General features: G+C 57.1%; 21 protein-coding genes and 1 pseudogene. 17 read left to right on the forward strand and 5 right to left on the reverse strand.

Annotated elements, in window-relative coordinates; translation table 11 throughout:
• The first annotated feature begins 232 nt into the window (after window positions 1-232).
• Window positions 233-613: a response regulator gene (locus tag ACIQUB_RS30055; RefSeq protein ID WP_402935287.1), complete on the forward strand. Its 381-nt coding sequence runs from the start codon at window positions 233-235 to the stop codon at window positions 611-613.
• A gap of 124 nt (window positions 614-737) precedes the next feature.
• Here ACIQUB_RS30055 and glgX read toward each other — a convergent pair whose 3' ends face one another.
• Window positions 738-2,822: a glycogen debranching protein GlgX gene (gene glgX / locus ACIQUB_RS30060; RefSeq protein WP_402935290.1), complete on the reverse strand. Its 2,085-nt coding sequence runs from the start codon at window positions 2,820-2,822 to the stop codon at window positions 738-740.
• Between the two features lie 140 nt (window positions 2,823-2,962).
• Here glgX and treZ point away from each other — a divergent pair, with 140 nt between their 5' ends.
• From treZ to ACIQUB_RS30090, 6 genes are all read left to right on the forward strand, one after another.
• Window positions 2,963-4,735 (forward strand): malto-oligosyltrehalose trehalohydrolase, encoded by a 1,773-nt coding sequence (gene treZ / locus ACIQUB_RS30065; protein WP_402935293.1) that lies wholly within the window; start codon window positions 2,963-2,965, stop codon window positions 4,733-4,735.
• Between the two features lie 262 nt (window positions 4,736-4,997).
• On the forward strand, window positions 4,998-5,543 hold the full coding sequence (locus tag ACIQUB_RS30070; RefSeq protein WP_402935296.1) for a response regulator: 546 nt from the start codon (window positions 4,998-5,000) through the stop codon (window positions 5,541-5,543).
• 252 nt (window positions 5,544-5,795) lie between these two features.
• Window positions 5,796-6,578 carry an SDR family oxidoreductase gene (locus ACIQUB_RS30075; RefSeq protein WP_402935299.1) on the forward strand — a complete coding sequence of 261 codons (783 nt, stop codon included), beginning with the start codon at window positions 5,796-5,798 and terminating at the stop codon, window positions 6,576-6,578.
• Between the two features lie 187 nt (window positions 6,579-6,765).
• Window positions 6,766-7,173: a hypothetical protein gene (locus ACIQUB_RS30080; protein ID WP_402935302.1), complete on the forward strand. Its 408-nt coding sequence runs from the start codon at window positions 6,766-6,768 to the stop codon at window positions 7,171-7,173.
• A 156-nt stretch (window positions 7,174-7,329) separates the two neighbouring features.
• Entirely contained in the window at window positions 7,330-7,566 is a 237-nt protein-coding gene (locus tag ACIQUB_RS30085; protein ID WP_402935304.1) for a hypothetical protein, read from the forward strand.
• A 223-nt stretch (window positions 7,567-7,789) separates the two neighbouring features.
• A complete protein-coding gene (locus tag ACIQUB_RS30090) occupies window positions 7,790-9,514 on the forward strand; it encodes an FAD/NAD(P)-binding protein (protein WP_402935307.1) in 1,725 nt (574 codons plus the stop codon).
• Here the strand turns inward: ACIQUB_RS30090 and ACIQUB_RS30095 are convergent.
• Window positions 9,445-10,158, reverse strand: a complete 714-nt coding sequence (locus ACIQUB_RS30095) for an MOSC domain-containing protein (RefSeq protein ID WP_402935310.1) — start codon at window positions 10,156-10,158, stop codon at window positions 9,445-9,447. The two genes, ACIQUB_RS30090 and ACIQUB_RS30095, sit on opposite strands and share 70 nt — an antisense overlap.
• A gap of 67 nt (window positions 10,159-10,225) precedes the next feature.
• Complete coding sequence (locus ACIQUB_RS30100; protein ID WP_402935312.1) at window positions 10,226-10,477, reverse strand: GlsB/YeaQ/YmgE family stress response membrane protein; 252 nt, start codon at window positions 10,475-10,477, stop codon at window positions 10,226-10,228.
• Window positions 10,478-10,892: 415 nt separating this feature from the next.
• On the opposite strand from ACIQUB_RS30100, the gene ACIQUB_RS30105 reads away from it, so the two are divergent.
• Window positions 10,893-11,597, forward strand: coding sequence for a Crp/Fnr family transcriptional regulator (locus tag ACIQUB_RS30105; RefSeq protein ID WP_113237926.1), 705 nt, complete (start codon window positions 10,893-10,895; stop codon window positions 11,595-11,597).
• On the opposite strand, the gene ACIQUB_RS30110 is transcribed toward ACIQUB_RS30105, so the two are convergent.
• Both ACIQUB_RS30110 and ACIQUB_RS30115 read right to left on the reverse strand, forming a co-directional pair.
• Window positions 11,575-11,805 (reverse strand): DUF6894 family protein, encoded by a 231-nt coding sequence (locus ACIQUB_RS30110; RefSeq protein ID WP_113237927.1) that lies wholly within the window; start codon window positions 11,803-11,805, stop codon window positions 11,575-11,577. The two genes, ACIQUB_RS30105 and ACIQUB_RS30110, sit on opposite strands and share 23 nt — an antisense overlap.
• A gap of 50 nt (window positions 11,806-11,855) precedes the next feature.
• Entirely contained in the window at window positions 11,856-12,050 is a 195-nt protein-coding gene (locus ACIQUB_RS30115; protein ID WP_018901340.1) for a hypothetical protein, read from the reverse strand.
• A 335-nt stretch (window positions 12,051-12,385) separates the two neighbouring features.
• Between ACIQUB_RS30115 and ACIQUB_RS30120 the strand changes: the two genes are divergently transcribed.
• The 9 genes and pseudogenes from ACIQUB_RS30120 to ACIQUB_RS30160 all read left to right on the forward strand — a co-directional run.
• Window positions 12,386-12,775 (forward strand): DUF2934 domain-containing protein, encoded by a 390-nt coding sequence (locus ACIQUB_RS30120; RefSeq protein WP_402935316.1) that lies wholly within the window; start codon window positions 12,386-12,388, stop codon window positions 12,773-12,775.
• A gap of 35 nt (window positions 12,776-12,810) precedes the next feature.
• Entirely contained in the window at window positions 12,811-13,755 is a 945-nt protein-coding gene (locus tag ACIQUB_RS30125) for a YbhN family protein (protein ID WP_402935319.1), read from the forward strand.
• 468 nt (window positions 13,756-14,223) lie between these two features.
• Window positions 14,224-14,952 carry a hypothetical protein gene (locus ACIQUB_RS30130; protein ID WP_402935322.1) on the forward strand — a complete coding sequence of 243 codons (729 nt, stop codon included), beginning with the start codon at window positions 14,224-14,226 and terminating at the stop codon, window positions 14,950-14,952.
• A 1,231-nt stretch (window positions 14,953-16,183) separates the two neighbouring features.
• Window positions 16,184-16,843, forward strand: coding sequence for an ABC transporter ATP-binding protein (locus ACIQUB_RS30135; RefSeq protein WP_402935324.1), 660 nt, complete (start codon window positions 16,184-16,186; stop codon window positions 16,841-16,843).
• Entirely contained in the window at window positions 16,840-19,248 is a 2,409-nt protein-coding gene (locus tag ACIQUB_RS30140) for an ABC transporter permease (RefSeq protein WP_402935327.1), read from the forward strand. The genes ACIQUB_RS30135 and ACIQUB_RS30140 overlap by 4 nt, the downstream gene beginning before the upstream one ends.
• A complete protein-coding gene (locus tag ACIQUB_RS30145) occupies window positions 19,238-20,308 on the forward strand; it encodes a lipocalin-like domain-containing protein (protein WP_402935330.1) in 1,071 nt (356 codons plus the stop codon). Before ACIQUB_RS30140 ends, ACIQUB_RS30145 begins: the two co-directional genes overlap by 11 nt.
• A gap of 138 nt (window positions 20,309-20,446) precedes the next feature.
• Window positions 20,447-21,601 (forward strand): MFS transporter, encoded by a 1,155-nt coding sequence (locus ACIQUB_RS30150; protein WP_402935333.1) that lies wholly within the window; start codon window positions 20,447-20,449, stop codon window positions 21,599-21,601.
• A gap of 71 nt (window positions 21,602-21,672) precedes the next feature.
• Window positions 21,673-22,080 carry an NUDIX hydrolase gene (locus ACIQUB_RS30155; RefSeq protein WP_402935336.1) on the forward strand — a complete coding sequence of 136 codons (408 nt, stop codon included), beginning with the start codon at window positions 21,673-21,675 and terminating at the stop codon, window positions 22,078-22,080.
• 477 nt (window positions 22,081-22,557) lie between these two features.
• Window positions 22,558-23,154: pseudogene (locus tag ACIQUB_RS30160) on the forward strand (IS21 family transposase); the annotation flags it as partial.

Consider the following 23,154-nt stretch of genomic DNA (forward strand, 5'->3'; position numbering starts at 1 on the left):
CACCAGAAAACGATTGATCCGGTCCAGGAGATGACCGATCCGCCAACTCGAGGGGAAGAACAGGAGTGCTGGCTCCTGGTCGGCAAGTCCACAGGCCACCTCTAGAAATTTCGATCGCGACGGCCGATTGTTCGCATTTTATTAAACATGTCGGCAAATACTCCACGTCGAGGGGCAATCTAATTCTGGGCACGCGAGTTCATCTTGCGACGACCATGTAGCGGAGACTGCCATGTACCAACGTACGGTTCTCATCGTCGAAGATGAAATCCTGATCCGAATGATGCTTGCCGACACCCTCCTTGAAGAAGGCTATGATGTCGTCGAGGCTGCGAACGTACTTGAAGCCGTGGCTGTCCTTGGGCAGCGGAAAATAGACGCTGTCATAACGGACATCGATATGCCGGGCGGCCTAAGTGGCCTTGATCTAGCACGGATGATTTCCACCACTCACGTGAAGGTTCCGGTCATCATTGCATCTGGCAGACATCGCCTTGGGCGCGACGAACTGCCGGGGGACGCCGTGTTCGTCCCCAAGCCGTACGGGCTGGATTTCATTGCAGCAATGGTTGCAAGCATGACTGCAGGCGAGGGGCGTCGGCTCGCGAGCTAGAAAAGCGCCCGATCCATTTTGTTGGGGAGCTCCGGATGATCGCGGTCAATCCCGTCCCATGCCCCTGCGACCGACTGTGGTCGCAGGGATCAGCGTCAGTCCCTGACTGTCGCGTCGGGCACGCTTAAGAGCATGTCGAAAGCAGCACGAGGCTACGGGGCGCCAGCCCGTAGATTTGCGCGTCCCCGACATCTTGGTTTTCCGTATCAGGATCGGCTGTCGTCAGCTTCACGACCCAGCCCTCTCCTGGAGGTTCAGGCAGGCTGAAGTCAACGACGCCGTCGTGAGGATTAAATAAGATCAATACGTCGCTCATGCCTTCTGTCGAGGATCCCACCGCTGTCAGGCGCAGGCCGATCGTCGTACTCCCCTGGTCGGCCCACTGCTCTGGTGTCTGCTCACCGCCGCCCGGATTAAGCCAGGTCACCGTGGTGCGGTCGCGCCAGCTATCGCGCCGAAGAATTGAGTTTGTCTGACGCAGTTCTATAAGCCTTGCGACGAAATGGCGAAGGTGATCTGCCGACGCCGGCAGGTTCTCCCAATGCACCCAGCTGAACTCGCTGTCCTGGCAGTAGCCGTTGTTGTTGCCCATCTGGCTCCGGCCGAATTCGTCTCCGGCGAGCAGCATCGGCGTGCCGTGCGACAGAAACAGAGTCGAAAGGAAATTTCGTTTCTGCCGGTCACGGACATCATTAATGCCCGGATCTTCTGTAGGACCCTCGACGCCATAATTGTAGCTGCGGTTGTCGCTGTGGCCGTCCTTATTGTCTTCACCGTTGGCGTCGTTGTGCTTTTGGTCGTAGGAGACGACGTCGTTCAACGTAAACCCGTCATGCGCGGTTATGAAGTTCACCCCCGCCCATGGCCTGCGGCCACGAAGATCATACACGTCGCCGGAGCCTAAAACACGCGCCGCAAAGTCGCCGGTAGTGCCGTCGGTGTTTTTCCAGTAATCGCGCACGGTGTCACGGTACTTGTCGTTCCATTCGGCCCAACCTGGCGGAAAGCCCCCGACTTGGTATCCTCCAGGGCCGATATCCCAGGGCTCCCCGACCAGCTTCAGGCGCGACAGCACGGGGTCTTGTCCAACGGCGTCGAAGAAACCGCCACGTTGGTCGAACCCCTCCGGCTCGCGGCCAAGGATGGTGCCCAGATCAAAACGGAAGCCGTCAACATGCATCTCCTGCGCCCAATAGCGCAAACTGTCCGTCACCATCTGCAGGACGCGCGGGTGGGAGGTGTTGACCGTGTTTCCGGTTCCAGTGTCATTGATGTAGTAGCGCGGCTGGTCGGGCATCGTTCGGTAGTAGGAGAAGTTGTCGATGCCTTTGAACGACAAGGTTGGTCCAAGCTCGTTTCCTTCGGCCGTGTGGTTATAGACCACGTCGAGGATGACTTCGATCCCGCCGTCATGGAACGCGCGAACCATGTCGCGGAAGCCGTTGACGCCCTTTGGCCCGTAGTAGCGCGATGCCGGAGCAAAAAAGGCGAGGGAGTTGTATCCCCAGTAGTTCTTCAGTCCCTTGTCGAGCAGGTGTGCGTCGTCCGGGAACCAGTGGATCGGCAGGAGCTCGACGGACGTCACGCCCAGGCTGCGGATATACTCGACGATCTTTGCGTGTCCCAGTCCTTCGAAGGATCCACGCAGTTCCTCCGGAATGGCCGGATGAAGTTTGGTGAAACCCTTGACGTGTGTCTCGTAGAAGATCGTTTTTGACCAAGGAACTTGCGGTTTTGCATCGCTTTTCCAATCGTAACCTGCCGGATCGATCACCCGGCATTTTGGCATCGATTGCGCGCTGTCCGTCTCGTCGAAAGAAAGGTCTTTGTCCTCGCTGTCCAACTTATAGGCAAACTGCGGCTGGCCCCAGTTGATGTCGCCGTCGAGTTCGCGCGCGTATGGATCGACAAGCAACTTGTTCGGATTGAAGCGGTGGCCTTTTTCGGGATCGTAAGGTCCGTGAACGCGGTAGCCGTAGAGTGCCCCAGGCTGAAGGCCGGGCACGTAACCGTGCCAGATCTCGTTGGTGAATTCCGGAAGTGTGATCCGGTCGGTCTCGGTCTTGCCCGTCTCGTCGAAGAGGCAGAGCTCGACACGCTCGGCGTGCGCGCTGAAAATCGCAAAGTTAACGCCTTCGCCGTCGAAATTTGCGCCGAGGCGCGTCCAGTCGCCTGCAAGCACCTGTCTACTTCCGTGGAAATCTGTCATGGAGTCCTCAAAGAGATTTGGCGCCTTGGAAACTCGGAGACTTAGGATTCGTTCCGCAACCTTTTCCAAGGCGAGGACGGGAACCTAATGAACGGAACGAAGTTGCGCAGTCCAGGGTATCTGCCAAGGATTGAAGCCACGTGACACAGCTATCGTTCGGTCCTCTTTTCGAACACGAAAACATCACTTTCCGGTTCTGGGCACCGAAGCACAAGTCCATCATGCTACGGCTGGCCGGTATATCAGATCTGGCAATGGAGGCTCATGACAACGGTTGGTTCACTCGACGCGTGGACGGCGTCGCCCCCGGCTCGCGTTACAGCTTCGTCCTGAGCAATGGCCTCGTCGTTCCAGATCCCGCGTCTCGCTATCAGCCTGACGACGTCCATGGCGCCAGCGAGCTTGTGGGAGGAAAGGAATTTCCTTGGAGCCGGCCACAGTGGAAAGGCAGGCCGTGGAATGAGATGGTCATCTACGAACTGCATGTCGGCACTTTCACCGAGGCGGGAACGTTCACCGCCGCGATCGAGCGACTGGACTATCTTCGCCAGCTCGGCGTGACTGCACTGCAGCTCATGCCTGTCGCCGACTTTCGAGGCGGGCGAGGCTGGGGTTACGACGGCGTTCTGCCCTACGCGCCAGAAAGCAGCTACGGGCGACCGGAAGATCTAAAAGCGCTGATCGACGCCGCCCATGAGCGCGAGATCTGCTGCTTCCTTGACGTCGTCTACAATCATTTCGGACCTGACGGGAACTACATCCCGGCATACGCTCCGCTGTTTTCGGACAAGCATTCCTCTCCTTGGGGCGACGGCGTGAACTACGACGACGAGGGATCCAGCGAGGTTCGCAAGTTCGTCGTCGAAAACGTTGCCTACTGGATCAACGAGTTCCGCTTCGATGGGCTTCGGTTCGACGCCGTCCACGCAATCAAGGATGATAGCGATCAGCATCTGCTGGCGCTTATCGCTTCGACGGCCAAGGAAGCCGCAGGTGACCGCCATGTCCACCTCATCGTCGAGAACGAGGACAATGCGAGTGATCTGCTTGAGAGGGACGCGAATGGCATTCCCAAGCTCTACACCGCACAATGGAACGATGACATCCATCACGTCCTGCACTCGGCAGCCACCGGGGAGGATTTCGGCTACTATGCAGACTACGCGCACGACCCCGACAAAATAGCTCGGGCCTTATCAGAGGGCTTCGTCTTTCAGGGCGAGCAAATGCCATACCGAGGTTCGCGCCGCGGTCAACCCAGCAGACATCTTCCTCCTACAGCCTTCATCTCGTTCATTCAAAACCACGACCAGGTAGGCAACCGCGCGTTCGGCGACCGCTTGTCGAACGTGGCTTCCTTGCAGGCGATAAAAGCACTGGCAGGCGCCTATCTTTTGGCCCCTCAGATCCCCATGATCTTCCAAGGCGAGGAATGGAATGCGCGAACGCCGTTCCCGTATTTTTGCGACTTTGACGAAGAGCTGAACGAAAATGTTCGCAAAGGCAGGCGTGAGGAACTGTCTCGACTTCCCGGTTTCGACGACGAGAGTGCGAAATTGGCCCCGGATCCGACCACTCTTGGGACATTTTTGAGCGCGAAGCTGAATTGGCAAGAGCCAGCGCAGGCAGACAACGCGGCAATGCTCGATACTTATCGGGAACTCATCGCGCTACGACACAGGGAGATCGTTCCCCATCTTGACGCCTGTCACACCGAGTACGCCAGAACATCGGGCCATATCGTCGAAGTTTGCTGGTCGCTCGGTATAGATCGCCGACTTCTACTGGTCGCTAACCTTTCTTCAGAAGTGCAAAGACAACAGGGCGTTCCGGCGGGGCGATCGATATGGTCGACAGGCTCGATAGACACGCGCGCAATCGGAGCGTGGTCGGTTGTGTGGACTATCGACTGATAGAGCGGTGGAAGTCTTACCGCATTCACGCCCCACGCCTCTCAAGTCAGGCACGCACAACGTGCGAATTTCCCTCGCAGAAGACGTCGCCACACCACATTCTCAACCTATCGCGGGAACCCAGCCTAATCCTGCGAGTTGTGCGGTTTGGATGAGACGATGGGAACGGCCGACATGAGGCGATTGCTCCCAAAGTGGAGGGTACTCCATCCCGGCAACAGGTCGGGATCTGCGTTGTCGAACAATTTGAAAGGAGTTCGAAGTGGATAGTCGGAACGTCTGGATTATTAATCGTGCCTACGCGTTGTGGGAGCAGGCGGGGCGTCCCTTTGGACAAGACGAGCAGCACTGGAGCCGAGCAGCAATGGAGTACGACTTGCGCGACGCGACGAGCGGGTCCAGCGACGGCGCGGAAGTCATCGAAGTGCCAAGCGACCAGCCTGCCTTGGCCGGCGATGTCAACCCAAACGTTTTGATCGTCGAAGACGAGCCACAGCTCAGATTCGATACCGTGGACTTCCTGGAACGGGCGGGCTTGCGCACTTTGGAAGCCTCGAATGCCGACGAGGCGATGGTACACATGAAAAATAATGACATCGCCATCCTTGTCACAGACATCAACATGCCGGGATCCATGGACGGGCTAGGTCTCGTTGCAACCGTACGCAGGCGCTGGCCCGCGACCCGGATCATCGTGACCTCAGGTCTGATCAGGCTCTCACATCGCGACCTAGACGATGGAGTGGCTTTCGTGCCAAAGCCTGCCGGCGGCCTGGAACTTCTCAACTTGGTTGCTCGGTCAGCATAGCCACAACTTACCTTGAGCGATCTCAAGCTCCGCCGCCTACGGCGGAGCGACCTTGAAATTTACCAGATTGCCTGAGGTGCACAGCTGTACTAAGGCCACAAAAGCAGTTCTTTCTTTGTGCGATAGCGATGCTGTCTGCCGTTCATTGCTAGACGCCGTGAGGGTATAGCGAAACGTTACGACCCACCAGTCTTCGAAAACGGAACCAAGCGCCGGTCTAAACATTGCGGTTTCTAAAAGGAGTTGTACCACATGGAGCTTCGGGGAAAAACCGCACTCGTCACCGGTGCCGGATCCGGGATCGGTAAGGCGGCCGCAACTAGGCTAGCAGCGGAAGGCGCCCGCGTCGCGGTGCTTAGCCGCACGGCAGAAGAGATCGAGAAGACTTGCGCAGAAATCCGCTCGGCCGGCGGTGAAGCTATTGCATTGACCGCCGACACCAGCGATGAGGCGGCAATGCGCAATGCTGTCAGTGAGCTTGTGGGCCGTTTCGGCGGCATCGACATTGTCGTTGCCAATGCCGGCATCAACGGTGTCTGGGCTCCGATCGATGACCTTAAGCCGCAAGAGTGGGACAAGACGATAGCGATCAATCTGCGCGGCACCTATCTGACCTTGCATCTCACCGTGCCGCATCTGAAGGCGGCCGGCGGCGGCTCGATCATTGTCGTTTCATCGATCAACGGCACCCGCACCTTCACCACACCGGGCGCCACTGCCTATTCTGCGACCAAGGCAGCGCAGGTTGCGATGGTCCAGCAACTGGCGCTCGAACTCGGCAAGCATCGCATCCGCGTTAATGCCGTCTGCCCCGGCGCGATCGACACGAGTATCAGCGACAATACGGCCAGTCGAAACAAGCAGGAGACCGAAGTCCCGGTCATCTGGCCGGAAGGCGAAATACCAGTGACCGGTGGCAAGGCGGGAAAGGCCGCGGATGTCGCCGAGACGATCGCGTTCCTTGCCAGCGATCGGTCCCGTCACATTACCGGCACGCCGATCTGGATCGATGGAGGTCAGAGCTTGTTGCGCTAAGGAAGGTCCAATCCCTTGGCTTCTTGAACTTGGATTTCTCTGTGCCGCCAGATGCCATGATGACATGATTTTTTCCCATCCGGACCGCAATCTGCGGGATTAAGGTCGGTCATCGCGGAACAAAAGATCGCTGGAAGGCATATCCGAGGCATATTTCATTTTTAGCGACCAGTGAAAGGAGCATCCGATGGCAACCGAAAAGGAAAACAAGACCTCAGCGGAAAATAGCGCAAAGATTGGCAGGCCCATTCCGCGCGCGGGGGTCGATAAGAGCGCGACATTGGGCGGCGTGCAGTCCCGTGGCGACTTCGACGCGCAGGAAGAAATTAGTGCTCTGCGCAGAGAACTTGAGACCGTAAGACAGCAGTTCGTCACCGCTGCCGACGCGGTCAAGGGTGGCGCGCGACAGGTGGCACGCCAGACCGAGGCGACGGTCAAGCTATACCCGGTGTCGACGCTGGTGACCGTTGCCGCTCTCGCGGGAGCGTTCGCTTTTGCTGTCGCAGGTCTCAGGGCCACCCCCTCGCGCTCTCGCTACGAGCGGACGCTGGACGATCTCCGCGACATGTTCGACAAAGTGCGAGACCGCTTCTAACCAAATGTCGCGATCGACGCCTATCCCGACGGCTTCACCATGAAGCCTCGGGGCACCGCTTGGCAAGTTTAACGTCCGGCCGCACCTGGCGTCCGCCTCACACTGACGTAATCGGGCGTCGAGCGGTGAACCCGTCAGCGTCAAATGGAGTGCCATATGCAAGACGACGTTTGCTACACGGCCTGCCTGACGTTCTCAAAGCCCGAGACCGAGGTCGAAGCGGAGCGCTACAATCAGGCTCAGGCGCAAGTGCGGGCTGCCCTGGACAAACTTCTCGAAGCGGCAACCGATGCGGGCTGGGGCGCGCAAGAAATCGTGGTGGCGATCGTCGAGGGTGGAGCCTTCCTGAAGGAGGCGCACATCGCAGCCTCCACCGGTCAACCTTCGGACTGATCGCTAGCACGGTACGCCATCGGACATTGGGCACGGGGTGCTTGCGACGAGCGGAACCGTATCGCTAGCTACACGTTCCTATCGCTCGGTGTTACAACGCTTGCAGATTTCCCTCACAGAATTCTCCGCAACGAGGTGGTCGCAAGACACAAGGCCGTCTGATCCAAAGGCGTTGCATCCACGTAGCTTCTCATTCCCAGCATTCCTCCCGGCGAAAGTTTCCATGACACGTATTGCCATCATAGGTTCAGGCCCCACGGGCATCTACACTCTCAAAGGACTGGTGAGCTCGCCGCGACCGATGTCGATTACTGTCTTCGAAGAGACGCCGGACGCAGGGAAAGGGACGCCGTACCATCCGGCCGTAAACGACCGGGCAATGCTCGCCAACATCGCAAGTATTGAACTGCCGCCGATCGTAGAAGGTCTTGTCGACTGGCTGCGCTCCCATTCTCTCGAGCGTCTCCAGGAACTGGGCATCGGAACGGACGACATCGGCGAGCGCGAATTTTATCCGCGCGTCGTTCTTGGCGAATTTCTGGCCGACCAGTTCTGGAAGTTGGTGAAGAAGGGTCTTGAGGCCGGCCACTCGATAGATGTGAGGGCGAGCCATCGGATCTTGGACATCAAGCTCAATGCGACCGACATCGACCTGACCTACCGAAGCGGGCGCGGCGAGGAGGGGCGGGCGACCTTCGATCATGTCGTCATGGCGACCGGGCACGACTGGCCGGAAGACACGGAGATTTCTCCAGGATATTTCTCGTCTCCCTGGCCGGCTGCGGCGATCAAACGCATCGGCCCGGTAGCGGTTGGTGTTCTGGGGACCTCCTTGAGCGGTATTGACGCCGTCGTCTCCGTGGCGACCTCTCACGGGATGTTCCTGCGCGACGACGCCGGATCACTGAGGTTCGAGGCCGATCCGGATGCTTCCGGTTTTCATCTTACGATGATGTCGCGAAAGGGACTGCTTCCGGAAGCAGACTTCTACTGCCCGATCCCGTACCTGCCACTGACGATATGTACGGAAGAGGCTGTTCGCCGTCTTATCCATGAAAAACCGGCCAGTCTTCTGGACGACGTGTTCGAACTCTTCAGGCAGGAAATCGCCTACGCGGACCCGGATTACGCTGCGTCTGTCGGACTAGGGCTTGCAAGCGTCGAAACCTTCGCGGACCGGTATTTCAAGGCCAGACAGGAGGCTGATCCATTCGTTTGGGCAGCCCGCAATCTCGCCGAGGCCAAGCACAACAAGGAGCATCGGATAACCGTCGCATGGCGCTACGCCATTTTGCGCATGCACGAAGTCGTTGCCATTGCCGTGCCGCACTTTAATGTTGACGATCTGAAACGCTTTCACAAGCACTTCAAGACGGTCTTTGTCGACGATTACGCGACCGTCCCGCATGCGTCTGTCGAGCGACTTCTCGCGCTCCACGTCGCGGGTCGACTTGAGGTCGTTGCGCTGGGTGAAGACTACGAGATCAAGCGACCTGCGCACGAAAGCGGGGCCGTGGTCGAGATCGCTGGCAACGAGATGAGGTTCGACGCCTTCATCGATGCGACCGGCCAGCATGCCCTCTCGGCTTCCGACCTCCCATTCCCGAGCCTTCGACAGCCAAACGCGCTGAAAAAGGCCCAGACCATGGCCACCACCGTCGAAGGTGATCAGACGCTGAAACGAACTGGTGGCATTGATATCGACGACGACTTCCGGCCGCGTGTCCAGCCCGGCGTTTCGAACAAACTCTACTGCGTGTCGGTGCCGTTCCTACTGCACAAGCTCCCGTTCGTGCAGGGCATCACGAGCGCACACGAAATGGGCATGAAGGTGGCTTCTGCAATCACGGCTTCGCTGGACAACGGTTCAATGTTGCTTCAGTCCGGATCGACAAAGCAAAACTTGTCCCCAACGGAAATCGTCGCGGCTTCCGACACAGTCGCGTAGACGCCGAAACACCGGGCGCGCTTCCTGACAATGGTCCGCAGGATTTCCGGATCCTCCGGCAGCCCTATTTGCGGGATCATGGTCATCCCACATCTTTTCGTTGCCTCGGTCATGGTCCCTTTCAAAACGCCGGCGGTGAAAGGCCTGCCGGCTACCTCATCGTCACGGAAGACGTCGTCGACAACGATATTCGGCCGAAACCTGCGCACATCAAGGATGGCACCAGGAACGGATGTCTGCAGTTCTTCGATGGCGGCTGAAGAGACAATGTGAAGGGGACTGACGTCGTAGCGTGATTGGATCATCACAGGCCCCGATCCAATTTCGATGACAGCGCCCAGTCGTCGGATCCCACATGGAAATCCGAAATGCGTGGACAGACGGTCGTCAAGCGCCGGATCAGAGAAATTGGCCGACCACGCTGGACCCGCCAGTACACCGCCGTCCCTGTGAAAGGCGACAAGCTCGAGGGCGGGCCGCCATCTTGCCAGTTTCTCCGGAGCAGCTATCTCCCCAGAGACGAGGTCCACGAGCATATACTCGCGATCACCGTCGACCCCTTTTGCACCGACCATGATCTCGTCGACGCTTTCACCTCCGACAGAGGCGACCGGATAGCGCCACAGTTCTCTGATCCTGGCCAATCAATCATCTCACTGAGCTTGAACGGTCTCCGGCGGCTAACGCACGCCGGAGACCCTTGAGGATGCCTTAGCGCCGGATAAGCCTGCCCAGTGCGATCAGGATGCAAGCTCCAATGAAACCAGCGATAAGATAACCCAGCCAGCCACCGAGCGCGATCCCGAACACAGACAGGATCGCATTCGCGACGATAGCCCCGACGATGCCGAGGATGATGTTCATAAACACGCCCATGTTCGACTTCATGAACTGCTCTGCGAGCCATCCCGCGATGCCACCGATGATAATCGCTGCGATCCAGCCGACGCCTGCCTGTTCCATTTCGTGCTCCATGATCTTGAGTTGCAATGTCCAATTAGCGCGGCAGCGGTTCTGTTCAACGCTGCTCACTGCAAAAATTGAGGGGACACGAGGGCCCGTGGGCCATCTCCATTAGGGCCGGATGGCGGAAAACGCCAACCGCGGATCCAGGGCCCGGCACCGCGATTAGCGCGCGTAATCGAAATGCTTGACCGTCGTTGAATGTCGCGCTTTAAAAAATCAGAGTGTGGGCAGTGAGATTGGATCGCTCTGGACCGACATTCAGACAGGCGACTGGACTATTTGAACGCATTCTCGGAGGAGGGCCGGCGACACGGAGATGAATGAGGACGCACAGCCGGAACATTCTTTGTCGAGGAACGTATAACCAAACGGCCAAGATGCCGCGTCAACGCCAGATAATTGAAGTAGCCGGATGAACTACCTAATTGATCGCCTCAGTGCTGCAGACCGCGACCACCTAATGAGCTTTCTCGAACCCGTCCGATTGCCTAAGGGGATGGTTCTATCCCGGCCGAATGAAAGCCCGTCATTGGTGTACTTCCTATCGTCTGGCATCGCTTCTGTCGTCGTCGTTTCGCCTGAGGGACACCAGGCAGAAACCGGCGTTGTGGGTCGCGAGGGTTTCACGCCATTATCGGCGGTTCTTAAAACCGGATCGCTGCCATTCGAGATCTTCATGCAGGTAGATGGAGATGGTTTGGCAATCTCGCCCGAGCGCCTGTCTGCGGTTCTCGTCGCTCGGCCGACCATCTTGGCCCACCTGCTGCGATATTCCCAAGCCTTCTTCGTTCAAAGCGCGTTCACGTCGCTGTCAAACGCCAAGCACACCGTCGAAGAGCGTTTGGCAAGGTGGCTGCTCATGTGTCACGACAGGGTGGATGGGGACCGTATGTCCCTCACCCACGAATTTATCGCGTTGATGCTGTCAGTGCGACGCCCGAGCGTCACCACGGCCTTGCATGTCCTAGAAGGAAACCGGTTCATTACATCAAGTCGGGGTCTCGTCACCGTGCGTGATCGAACAGCACTGGAAGAATTTGCGTCAGACTCATACGGACTTTCGGAACGAGAGTACGAACGTTTGCTCGGACCGCTCACAAAGGGAGCACGTCCCTGAATTTGACAGTAGCAACGACGGTGCCGTGAGCGTCGCTGATCTCAAAACTCTGACCGTTGACAGGCTCGCCGGCGCGAAGTTTCTCCGCCATCAAGTCCCTGGCGCTCGCTTTAGCTTCTTCGATCGCAAGTTCGACAGTTTCGAGCTCAGATCCGTCCGGATCAACAAGCAGTTCTTCGCCGTCCCGGATGTTCAAGAAATACCGCATGCCTATCGCCTTAAATGTATAAGGCCCGCGGGTTGGCGCGGGCCTCAGTTTTAATGGCTGTTCTTATGACTTTGCTGGCCCGCCTTGACGTGCTGCTCATGCGACCCGCCCTGCTTGCCAGCAGACTTGCCGTCGGAAGACGCTGACTTAGCCGTCGAGGACTTGCCAGAAGAAGCCTGCTTCGAACTCGACTTGCTCTGACCAGCCTTCACGTGCTGCTCATGCGATCCGCCTTGATTTGCCATAGTGTTTCCTCCGTTTGTTCGAGACCTTCATGGTCCCTTTGTTCAAACTTCGTCATCTCGACCTTGTTCCGCGACTAATCCCAGTTTCGGCCGGACGAATGCACATGGGACTTCGATCATAACCGGCCTGCGCTTGGCGGATCGCTCGCGTGGAGCGTCGTCTAAGCACTCACCTCGAACGTTTAAGACGCCTCACGAATGTGGCGGTGAAGACGTCGCTGGCAGTTTGAACCGGGCGAACTCTCGCCCTAATGGCGTCTGCCAGAGTGAGGGGCACTATACTGCCGGTGTTCATGCCCTTTTTCCGCCATCGATGGTGGAACCTCGCTTCCATCATGGCGTTTCTCGTCGAAATCGTTTTGGAGATTATCATGGCTGAGCGAACAACCGGAACTCAAGGTGTCAAACCAACCGCGGAAGACTTTATATCCACCACGTCAGAAGTCCGTGGAGAGACGGACGAGGACAAGATCGAACGCATTCGTTCCCGCGCCTACGAAATCTGGGAATCCGAAGGCAGCTTGGATGGCCATCACGAGGACCATTGGCGGCAGGCCGAGCATGAAATAATGAATGAGAACGGCCCTCTTGATGGCGACGACGTGCCGAACCTCGCCGCCTTGCGCGAGGCAGCGCGCCAGCATACCGACACCTTCTTGGTTGCCAGTGATCTTGAAGATGCAGATCAACGGGAAGCCACTCCAGGTCTTCGAGAGCAGAGCTAAGAAATCATCTGGCTTAGGGCCGGCAGAGAGCGCCAATGACCGCAAAACGAGTTCTCACATATAGCGTGCTCATTGTAGGCTTCGGTGCCGCAGGCTATCTCCTTTATCACACCTTCCGAGAATATTCGCTAAGCGACGTCATCGGATCTGTGAAAGAGATTCCTGCCCGAAATCTGGCCACTGCACTATTCTTTGCTTTTTGTTCCTACTTTTGCCTCACCGGCTTCGATTGGGTTGGTGTTCGATACGTAAAGAACGATCTCGCCTATCCGAAGATATCACTTGCTTCGTTCATCGCACTATCGATCGGTCAAAGCGTTGGGCTGGCTGGGCTAAGCAGCGGCGCATTGAGATACCGGTATTATGCCCATTGGGGGCTGAGTGCCGAAGATGTTGCGAAAATCGTGTTATTGTCGGGCGTGACCGTTGGCATCGGCTTAGGGACCTTATGTGGCATCGTGATGATCCTAAACCCTTCCGACGCTGCCAAGGTGCTGAGACTTAGCGAGGGCACTGTGACAGCAGCTGGTGTCGCCTGCGTTGCTTTTAGTGTGGCCTACCTTGGGTTGGCTGCCTTTGTCCGAACGCCTCTTCGAATTCGATCTTGGACGTTTCAGATGCCAACTCTTCGGCTTGCCGTCGCGCAGCTCATCGTAGGGACTGTGAATTTCGCGTTTGTGTCTGCCTGCTTGAGGGAAGTAATGGCGGTCGGTTCGGATGTGACTTTCCTGAAAGCGGCGACAGCCTTTTCCATGGCGAACGTCGCTATCCTTGTTACGCATGCGCCCGGAGGCTTGGGCGTCCTTGAGGCGACGGTGCGCCACGTTATGGGCGATCAGGCGTCAATCGGTTCGTTAGTCGCGTTCCGCGTAATCTACTTCTTCATCCCGTTTTTTATTGGTCTTCCGCTCGCTCTTATAGCGGAGGCTACATTCCGAGCACGAAAGGCGAGGGCTGGCGCGTCTGCGTCGCCTGGATGAAGGGGCATCCACTCTCCTTGTTCGAAGAAAAAATCGGCGCTGGCTGTCTTGCGGCCGCCATCCGAAGCAGCGATTTAATGATCTGACTATGGCAATGTCGGAGATCGTACGCATGACCGCAATCGGGCAGCTTTGACGGAGTTTAAGCGTTAGCCTCTGGCAAATGATCAGAGCCCTCATGAAAGCGTCAACGGCAGACATCAGGTAGATGACGATATCCGAGCGACAGGCAACGGCTGGCAATTCGCCCAACGGCACGGTATTTTGGCCCGGCTACCTCGACGCCCCTTAAGCTTTTTACTTTTCGTTAACCATGTCTGGAGCCTTCTTGCGTGTGAAGGAACGCTGGGAGACTTTGCTAATTTAGCTATCGTGGATTGAGTGTTCGCTCTTACCTCACCACAAGGAAGTGCGCACTTCCGTTTCAACGCACAGGCCTGATGCCTGTCTACGAACGGAGAATACATGATGAGAAAGCTTGCGATGATCACTGCTCTGGCAGCCGGATCGGTTACGTTCGCATTGCCCTTCGAGGCAACTGCATTCGATGTGGGCGGTTCAAATGGTCTGAGTGTCAGCGGGAACAACGGCCTTGGCGTTTCCCTTGGTGGGGCGAACGGCGTCAATGCGACAGTCGGCGGGTCGACGGGGGTAGCCGATGTGTCCGTCGGCGGCGGGAGCGGCGTGAATGCAAATGTGAGTGGTCCATCGACAGGCGGATTGGGTGTGAACGCCTCTGTGGGTGGCGCAAACGGCATTAGCAGCAACACGTCCGTTGGGGCGACGCGCTCGTCTGGTGGAACTGGTCTCGATACCACCGCTAGTATTGGTGGAAGGGGCGGCGTCAACGCCGATGTCGACGCGGACGTAGGTGGCGCCGGTCTGGCGACTGCAAATGTGAACGTGGGCGCTGGTAGCAATACATTGCTCGACCTGATGCTTGGTATCCCCGCGATAAGGGATCCGGATGGCGATGACGGTCAGGGAGGAACAGTCGGTAACGGCACTAGCAATGGCGGAAATGGCTCCGGAACGAGAAACACGAACAGCTCTAACGGCCGCAGCCTCTCGATGATCAACGATATGTCTCCATCGGATCGTGCAAAGGCGAAGGTACGATGCAAGGATGTAGTACGAAGCGGCGGCCTGGATCGCAGCTTGGTCAGCCTTTGCAAAATGGTCCTCGCTATGAAGTAGGCTGAAGACATGATCGAACCAGGATCGAAAGCCGCAAGTGATCGGCTTACTGCAATCCCACTCTTAAACGTCGAGAAAACACTTTCGGTGAACTACCCTCTCAATAAACTTTAGTCTGTCGGGAACCTTCGACCGAGAACTGAGTTAACAAGTCGAATAGACCTGTCGAACTCGGGGATCTGTTCACTCTGCTAGCCCCTCAACAGCAGAGATCTGAAAAGCCCACGCCTCCACGTCGTGGGCTTTTCTTTTGCGTAAAAGCGGGCGTACGGTGCCGTCGAAGTCAGGAAAAAGGCCGTCCTATGCACATGCGTGACACAAGGTGCCAGCGCCCTTCGCCTTTGTCGTGCTGGGGACGGCTTCGCCTAAGACATGTAGATCATCCCCAAAAGAAGCTGGCATGACCGGCACCGTCAACCCCCGTGCCCTCCAAGCCCACCATGTGAAAACCGTCATCGTTTTAGTCAGTCTCTGTTACGGCTCAGCCATGACCAACCATGGATCCGCGAGGTTAGTCTATGGTTTCAAAATAGCAGCGCAATTCAACCGCAATTCCCAGGCCTGATATAGAGCGTGGCATCGCCATCTGGTTCAAATCGGTCAAGGAGCGCTATTGTTCGAGCTTTTCGGCGTTATGCAGTGTCTGCGCGGGTACACCTTCACCATGTCGTCAAACGCGTCATTCTCTATCCACGCGACCGTTCTTCAAGAACCCGCTTCCCGTCTTCGGTCAAAATGAGCGTCGGTTCGCCGTTGAACGCAACCTCCCGTAGGAGAGATTTCTCCTCAAGTGTAGCAATGGAGGCTGACGGGATACGCTTGTTGCCAACAAGCCAGCCCCGATTTGACCGGTGCTGACGGCGAAATCTCGCAATGGCGCCCAAGTTGTCGATAGCAGTTTTCGAAATGGATCCAACTTTGACCATAACAAAGCTCCTTATCTCGTTCTTCCAATGTTCATGTGCGCATGCGAGTGATTGTTTTCAAGTGGCCGGTTAAGGACGGGCCCAAGACCAGCGGCCTTGGAACTCCGAGGGGTCGCAGATGTTTGAGACTACCGCGACATGCTCATGGCCGCCTCCCGCGTGAGCCTCGCAAGTCGTTCAGACCGGCCCTCGGGGAGCTAGGCGAGCGGGCCCTGAAATCAACCTGTTGCGGCCCTTGTGCAAATGCCGCTTCCTGCATAGGTCATTCAAATCGACTTCTCCTTGAAAGTGGGCCAGAGCGAACAATGATCCTCACCTTCGACGCCGTTCGCAAATCATACGCATCCACGCAGGGGTCGATTGAGATCCTGAGAGGGATCGATCTGAGCGTATCGGCCCGCGAGAGCGTCGCTCTTACAGGAGAGTCTGGAAGCGGCAAAAGCACGCTCCTTCACCTGGCTGGAGGCCTCGATCGGGCAGACAGTGGCTCTGTTGTCATTGACGGCGACGATCTGAGCCAGTTCTCCGAGGAACAACGGGCCCGATATCGAAGAAACAAAGTCGGCCTTGTGTTCCAGCAGTTCAATCTCATTCCGTCGTTAACGGTCGCGGCCAATATTTCCTTCCATGCGAAATTGGCGAAGCGACAAGACAGCATCTGGGAAATGACGCTGATCCAGGCTTTGGGATTGGAGCAGTGCACCGCGAGGTATCCAGAACAGCTATCTGGGGGGCAACAACAGCGCGTCGCGATAGGTCGAACCCTCGCTGCCAAGCCTCGGCTCATCCTCGCCGATGAACCGACCGGGAATTTGGACGAACAAACCGGTGACGCCGTACTTGATTTGATGCTCGATCTGGCGAGAAGCGCGGGATCGGCGCTGCTGCTTGTCACGCACTCAACCCGATTGGCGGCTCGACTGGATCGAACCGTACTCCTTCGCGGTGGGAAGATTGTCGAATGAGCGTTGAAGCGTTCACCGCCCTTGTTTCGCACTGGCGCCGCAAACCCCTGCAGCTCCTTACGCTGGTGATGGGTATCGCACTCGCAACAGCGTTGTGGTCCGGTGTGCAAGCGATCAACGCCGAGGCAAGGGCAAGTTATGCTCGGGCCGCTTCGGTTTTGCAGCAAGCAGGGCTAGCGCAAATCGTGGCTGATGATGGTACCGGCATCTCAACCGACATCTATGGAAAGCTTCGGCGCTCCGGTCTTAAGGTCTCGCCGGTTATTGAAGGGATGGCGCGCCTCGGGACAGCCCGTATCCGGTTGATCGGCATAGATCTGTTGACCATGCCCCGAGATAGCCAACCGCTCACCATTGAAAGCGGAAAGGACCTTACGAGCTTTTTCGACCCGGGTGGGCAGCTTTTGGTGTCCAGTGCCACAGCTGAACAGCTCCGTGGCAAAACGGATATGAAAATGCGGATCGACGAGAACGTCCCGGAGGGCGCAGCCTTCGCGGACATAGCCGTCGCAGATCGGTTGCTAGACAAGCACGGTCAGATCGATCGTCTGGTTGTGGCCCCGACGGAACGTTTGGCTGCGATTTCTCTCGATGAGCTCGCGCCTGGGCTTGTTGTTCGCAGACCGGACGAGCAACCGGATGTCGCGCGATTGACCGACAGTTTTCATCTGAACCTAACCGCGTTCGGTTTCCTGTCGTTTGTCGTCGGTCTCTTCATTGTCTACTCGGCGACCGGTCTTACCTTCGAACAGCGACGTGGCACACTTAGAACCCTGCGATCGCTTGGCGTTTCGCTCCGTCAACTCACAGCAACGCTTATTGTTGAGCTTTCGATCATCGCTCTGGCATCCGGCATCATCGGGGTCATACTCGGATACGTGATCGCGTCGATCCTGATGCCGGGTGTCGCGGCGACCCTTCGCGGGCTTTACGGGGCCAATGTCTCCGGGTCACTATCAATCCGCCCAGAGTGGTGGCTCGCTGGATTGGGAATAGCGCTTGCCGGGATGGCGATTTCTTCCGGTCAAAGTCTATACCGGGTCTGGACACTTCCCATTCTCGCCGCCGCGCAGCCGAGAGCTTGGGCGCGAGCGTCCGCACGGGGACTGATCATCCAAGCAGGGATTGGGGGTATGCTTCTGTTGCTTGGTGGCGCGTTGGCGCTGGCGGCTTCAGGCTTGGTGGCTGGTTTCGCGGTGCTTGGATGCCTGTTGCTGGGAGCAGCACTGATGCTTCCCTCGGTTCTAGCATCCATATTGATCGGCATGCAGCGTTTGTCGCGCGGCGCCATAACTGAATGGTTTTGGGCAGACACGCGAATTCAACTCCCCGGGTTATCCTTGGCTCTTATGGCGCTTTTGTTGGCGCTGTCGGCTAACATTGGGGTTGGCACGATGGTTTCCAGTTTCCGGCTGACGTTCAACGCGTGGCTCGATCAGCGCCTTGCCGCGGAGCTCTACGTCACCGCCAAGGATGAAGCCCAGGCGGCGAGGCTAAGGGCCTGGCTTGCCACACGCTCGATCTCCGTCCTGCCAATCTGGAGCACGGACGGCGATGTCGCAGGCGAGCAAGTTCAGGTTTTCGGGGTCGCGGACGACCCAACCTACCGCGAGCATTGGCCTCTGATCGCATCACAGGGTCGCGTTTGGGACACGGTCGCACAAGGTGAGGGCGCCCTCATCAACGAGCAGATGTGGCGGCGCGGAGCAGCGAAAATAGGTGACCGAGTAACCATGCCCGGCGGCTGGAATGCAAAAGTCGTTGGGGTGTTTTCTGACTACGGAAACCCAAACGGACAGGTCATTATCGGGATTGACGCTTTGATTGCTCATTACCCGCAGGTCGCCAAACTCCGATATGGCGTGCGTGTCGATCCTGAAAAATCAGCTGATCTGAAGCGGCAATTGATCGAGGACTTCGGTCTCCCGGAGACTGGTGTTATAGATCAAGCCTCCTTGAAGAGACAATCGCGAGCGATTTTCGACCAGACCTTCAAGGTCACGGGTGCGCTGAACGTCCTTACCTTGGCGGTAGCCGGGTTCGCCATGTTCTCCAGTCTCCTAACGCTCTCCGGAATCCGACTTCCCCAACTGGCGCCAGTTTGGGCAATGGGAGTACGGCGGCGTGATTTGGCTTTGTATGAGGTTGCCCGAACGCTGGCCCTGTGGCTAGCTACGTTTTTCGCAGCGATACCCGTCGGTCTGATATTGGCTTGGGTGCTGCTGGCGATCGTGAATGTTGAAGCCTTTGGATGGCGGCTTCCCATGTATGTGTTTCCCATGGACTGGCTGTTGCTGGGTGCAATTGCCCTCCTTGCGGCTCTCGCTTCTGTGTTTCTTCCTGTCCGTCGTCTTTCAACGATCAATCCGTCCGACCTGCTCAGGATTTTTGCCAATGAACGGTAGATCAGCAGCTTTGATTTTGGTGGTCGCGATGATGGGTTCAGCGGGAGAAACGCGAGGGCAAGGCTTTGCCGGATTGGGATCGGACGCCCAAGGCTTCGCTATTCCAGAGCGCGGCCATGAACTAACCTTCCCAAAAGATCATGAAGCACATCCGGAGTTTCGCATCGAATGGTGGTACGTGACTGCCAACCTCAAGGGGCAGGACGGCAAGCTATACGGAGCGCAGTGGACGCTTTTCCGATCCGCACTTGCCCCGGCAAGCAAGGCAGGCTTCGCGGACCCCCAGATCTGGATCGGACATGCCGCTATCACGACCCGCGAACGCCAATACGTCGGGGAGCGACTAGGCCGTGGCGGCGTGGGCCAAGTGGGGGTCGAGGCTGCGCCTTTCCGCGCCTGGATAGATGAGTGGACAATGTCGGCCGACGACAATTCCACCTCCGATCCTATCGCCAACCTCTCACTTAAAGCCAGTGGGCTGGGCTTCAGCTACACTTTGGACCTGAAAGCGAACGGCCCACTGGTACTCCAAGGCGATAGCGGGTATTCGGTGAAGTCCGCAAGCGGGCAGGCGAGCTACTACTATTCCCAGCCGTTTTACGAAGTCTCCGGAACAATCGAGGTGTCGGGGAAGCCCATCACGGTGAGTGGCAATGCGTGGCTTGACAGAGAGTGGTCCTCGCAACCACTTGCTTCAAACCAGAGCGGGTGGGATTGGTTTTCGCTGCACTTTGCCAGTGGCGAGAAGCTAATGGCTTTTCGTCTGCGCGATGACAAGGACGGCTATATCTCGGCAAACTGGATCTCTCCTGATGGACGCACAACACCGCTGACTGCAGACCAAGTTCATCTCACGCCACTGCGGACCACGACGGTCGATGGGAAGCAGGTCCCGGTCTCTTGGCGGATTGAAATCCCTTCGAAATCACTCGATGTGCAAACTCAGGCAATAAACGATCAGTCTTGGATGACTACGTCCACGCCTTACTGGGAAGGTCCTATCTCGTTTAATGGCTCTACCACCGGCGTAGGTTATCTCGAAATGACGGGATACAGGTGAGCACCGCAAATAGTGGTTGAACATCGACCACCTCCTTTGCGTTGTGATTTTTAGATCGCCAACCGAAAGTCCGTTCTCACCATGCAGTGCGACAGGCCAAAAGACGAGATCCCATCAACGCGGCTCTGGCGTGCGCCATTGTTCTTGCCCGTAATGTCCGCCGTTCTGCTCGCGATGGTGGCCGAAGCAATGGCTGGTAGCTATATGGCGCTTCTTGCTGTTCAAAAGATTGGGATGTCGCCCCTGGAGCTTAGTGTTTTCCTGACGGTGCCTGCAGTAGCGGGTATTGCGGTCACCACACTGTTTGGCCATCTCCAGGATCGCAAGCCGGTCGTCTGGCCGTTGCTCCTGTCGCTTTTTGCAAAAGTTTTTGGCCTTGGTGCTTGTGCATACATCACGCAGACCTGGCTGCTGATCCTCGGTGCAGGGGTTTTCTTCGGTCTCAGCGCCGCTTCTTTCGCGCTATTATTTGCGGTTGCAAAGGCCCAACTTGATCAGCTCGGAGAGCCGGTTGTTTCGCGTGGAATGGCGCTATTAAGGCTCGTATCTTCGCTTAGCTGGACCATTGGCCCAGCGCTTGGCGCAGTCTTGATCTTTGCGACGGGATATGAGGGCGTCTACCTAGGAGCGGCATCTTTGGCAGCTTCCGCTTTAGCCATAGTGACTTTCGCGCGTATGAGAGTGTTGCCGTCTGCCGACGAAAATAAAGCGCAAGTGTCGGGAAGCACGCTACTGTCTGCCGCCCAAGCGCTACTTGCGCTCGCAGCGTTCCACACGGCGATGTTCATGGGATCAAACGCCATGTCGATCGTGGTTGCGCAAGACCTTGGTACACAGAGCGACGTGGGGATACTCTTTAGCTTATGCGCCGGTTTGGAAGTGATCGTGATGGGAGCTTTCGTTGCGTGGCCCTATCTGTCGAGCAAGCATTGGCTTCTCTTGGTCGGCTTCCTGCTGTTCGGCGGTTATTTTCTAATGGCAATCGCCTGGCCTACCATGTTGTCTCTCTACATCGGGCAGTTGCCAAGGGCAGGGGGAATCGGGATCATCAGCATCGTTGGGATGGAACTGGTGCAGGCCATGCTACCTGGCAGGCCGGGGACAGCATCAGCCCTTTTTGGGAACACGATTAGTGTCGGTTTTCTGCTGTCGGGTCTGGGCACCGGCACATCCGCGGATGCCTTTGGATACTGGTCTCTTTTCACGCTTTGCGCAGCCCTTTGTGTGTTCGGGGCGATGGTCCTCGTGTTCCATGATGTTCGAACTTGGCGACGGTGCGCGGCAGTCGAATAGGGACGATCGGAAGTGACAGCATCTCACCATTTCTCGTTGCAAGTTGCCGTCGGTAGCCTTGGAAATTTGTCATGATACACCTCGCCTGCGGAATTTTCATGAGGGATGGCCATCTGCTTTTGGTTCGCCGAGCAGCTCATAAAGATTGGTACCCAAACCGATGGGACATCGTAGGCGGCCACGTAGAAAAAAATGAAACCGTCGAGGATGCACTCGTCCGGGAATGCGTAGAGGAGGTTGGTCTTAGCCCAACCAGCTATGCCTCTCTCGCCCAGCTGCCTGAACCAAAAGAAACGAAGCACGAAAAGGCCCGTTACCACGTATTTCTAATAACTAAGTGGGAGGGCGGCGAACCAAGGCTGTTGGGCGACGAACATACCGAAATGCGCTGGATTGCCCCAAACGCAGCGGCTGCGCTTCCAGATCTTTCCCACCCGCAGTATGCCAGCGTTTTCCGAGCTTTGTCAGTACGAAACTGACCTCCTTGACTTCAGCTAACCATCGTCTCCGACAAGAATTCTCAGTTTTCAGGGGCACGATACCGGGAGGACGGACACAACGGTCTCTGCTGCAAGCGCGACTTCACTGCTTTCGCGGTGGCAGCACTATCGCCATGATATCGTTCCAGGCTTGGTCTCATCGTCGGGCGAAGTCCGCGCGCTCAAGACAGCCTGCAGTAGCAGGTCAGACAAATCCGAAACTGACCTAATTGAGAGCAGAGGCGTTGGCTTGCCGCCAGTGAGGATAGAACGTTTCGTCGCCGATGATTGGTCAGGAAAACAATCAACTGTGGATTCCGATGATTTACCGGACGGCATTCCGATCAAAAACCGGACACGATTTTGAGAATTAACCGGACGCGATTCCGATTTGATACCGGACAGCTTTTCAACGTAGGCAGTGTCCCTGGGTCAGCAACCTTGGCATGTATTTCCTTTCGAACGTGAGGAGATGGCATGTCGAAGAGACGAAGGCTGACCATGAGACAAATCCGACATTTACTTCGACTGCGATCGGACGGTGTGAGCGTTCGCGACATTGCCGATCTGCTCGGTATCGCCAGCAGCACTGTACAGGACGGGATCGGGCGAGCTGCGACGGCAGGGCTGTCCTGGCCTTTGCCTGCCGATCTGACTGACGACGTCTTGGAAGGCAAACTTTTCGCCAGGCAAGGCACCAAGCAAGGGGTGCGGCGACTACCAGAGCCGGATTGGAGCGTCATTGCGATCGAGCTGAAGAAGCCCGGCGTGACCCTGACGATCCTGTGGGAGGAGTATCGGGCCGTCTATCCGGATGGCTACGGCTTCAGTCGGTTCTGCGACCTGTTCCGCGGCTTTGAACGGCGTCTGACGCCCACGATGCGGCAGGTCCACATTGCTGGCGACAAGGTGTTTGTCGATTATTCCGGCAAGAAGCTGCCTATCGTCGATCGCAAGACCGGCGAGATCCGCGAGGCGCAGATCTTTGTCGGCGTGCTTGGCGCATCGAGTTATGCCTTTGCAGAAGCCACCTGGACCCAGACCCTGCCGGACTGGATCGGCTCGCACGTTCGC

The sequence above is a fragment of the Rhizobium sp. NPDC090275 genome (assembly GCF_044772225.1).
In the GTDB taxonomy this organism is placed as follows: domain Bacteria; phylum Pseudomonadota; class Alphaproteobacteria; order Rhizobiales; family Rhizobiaceae; genus Rhizobium.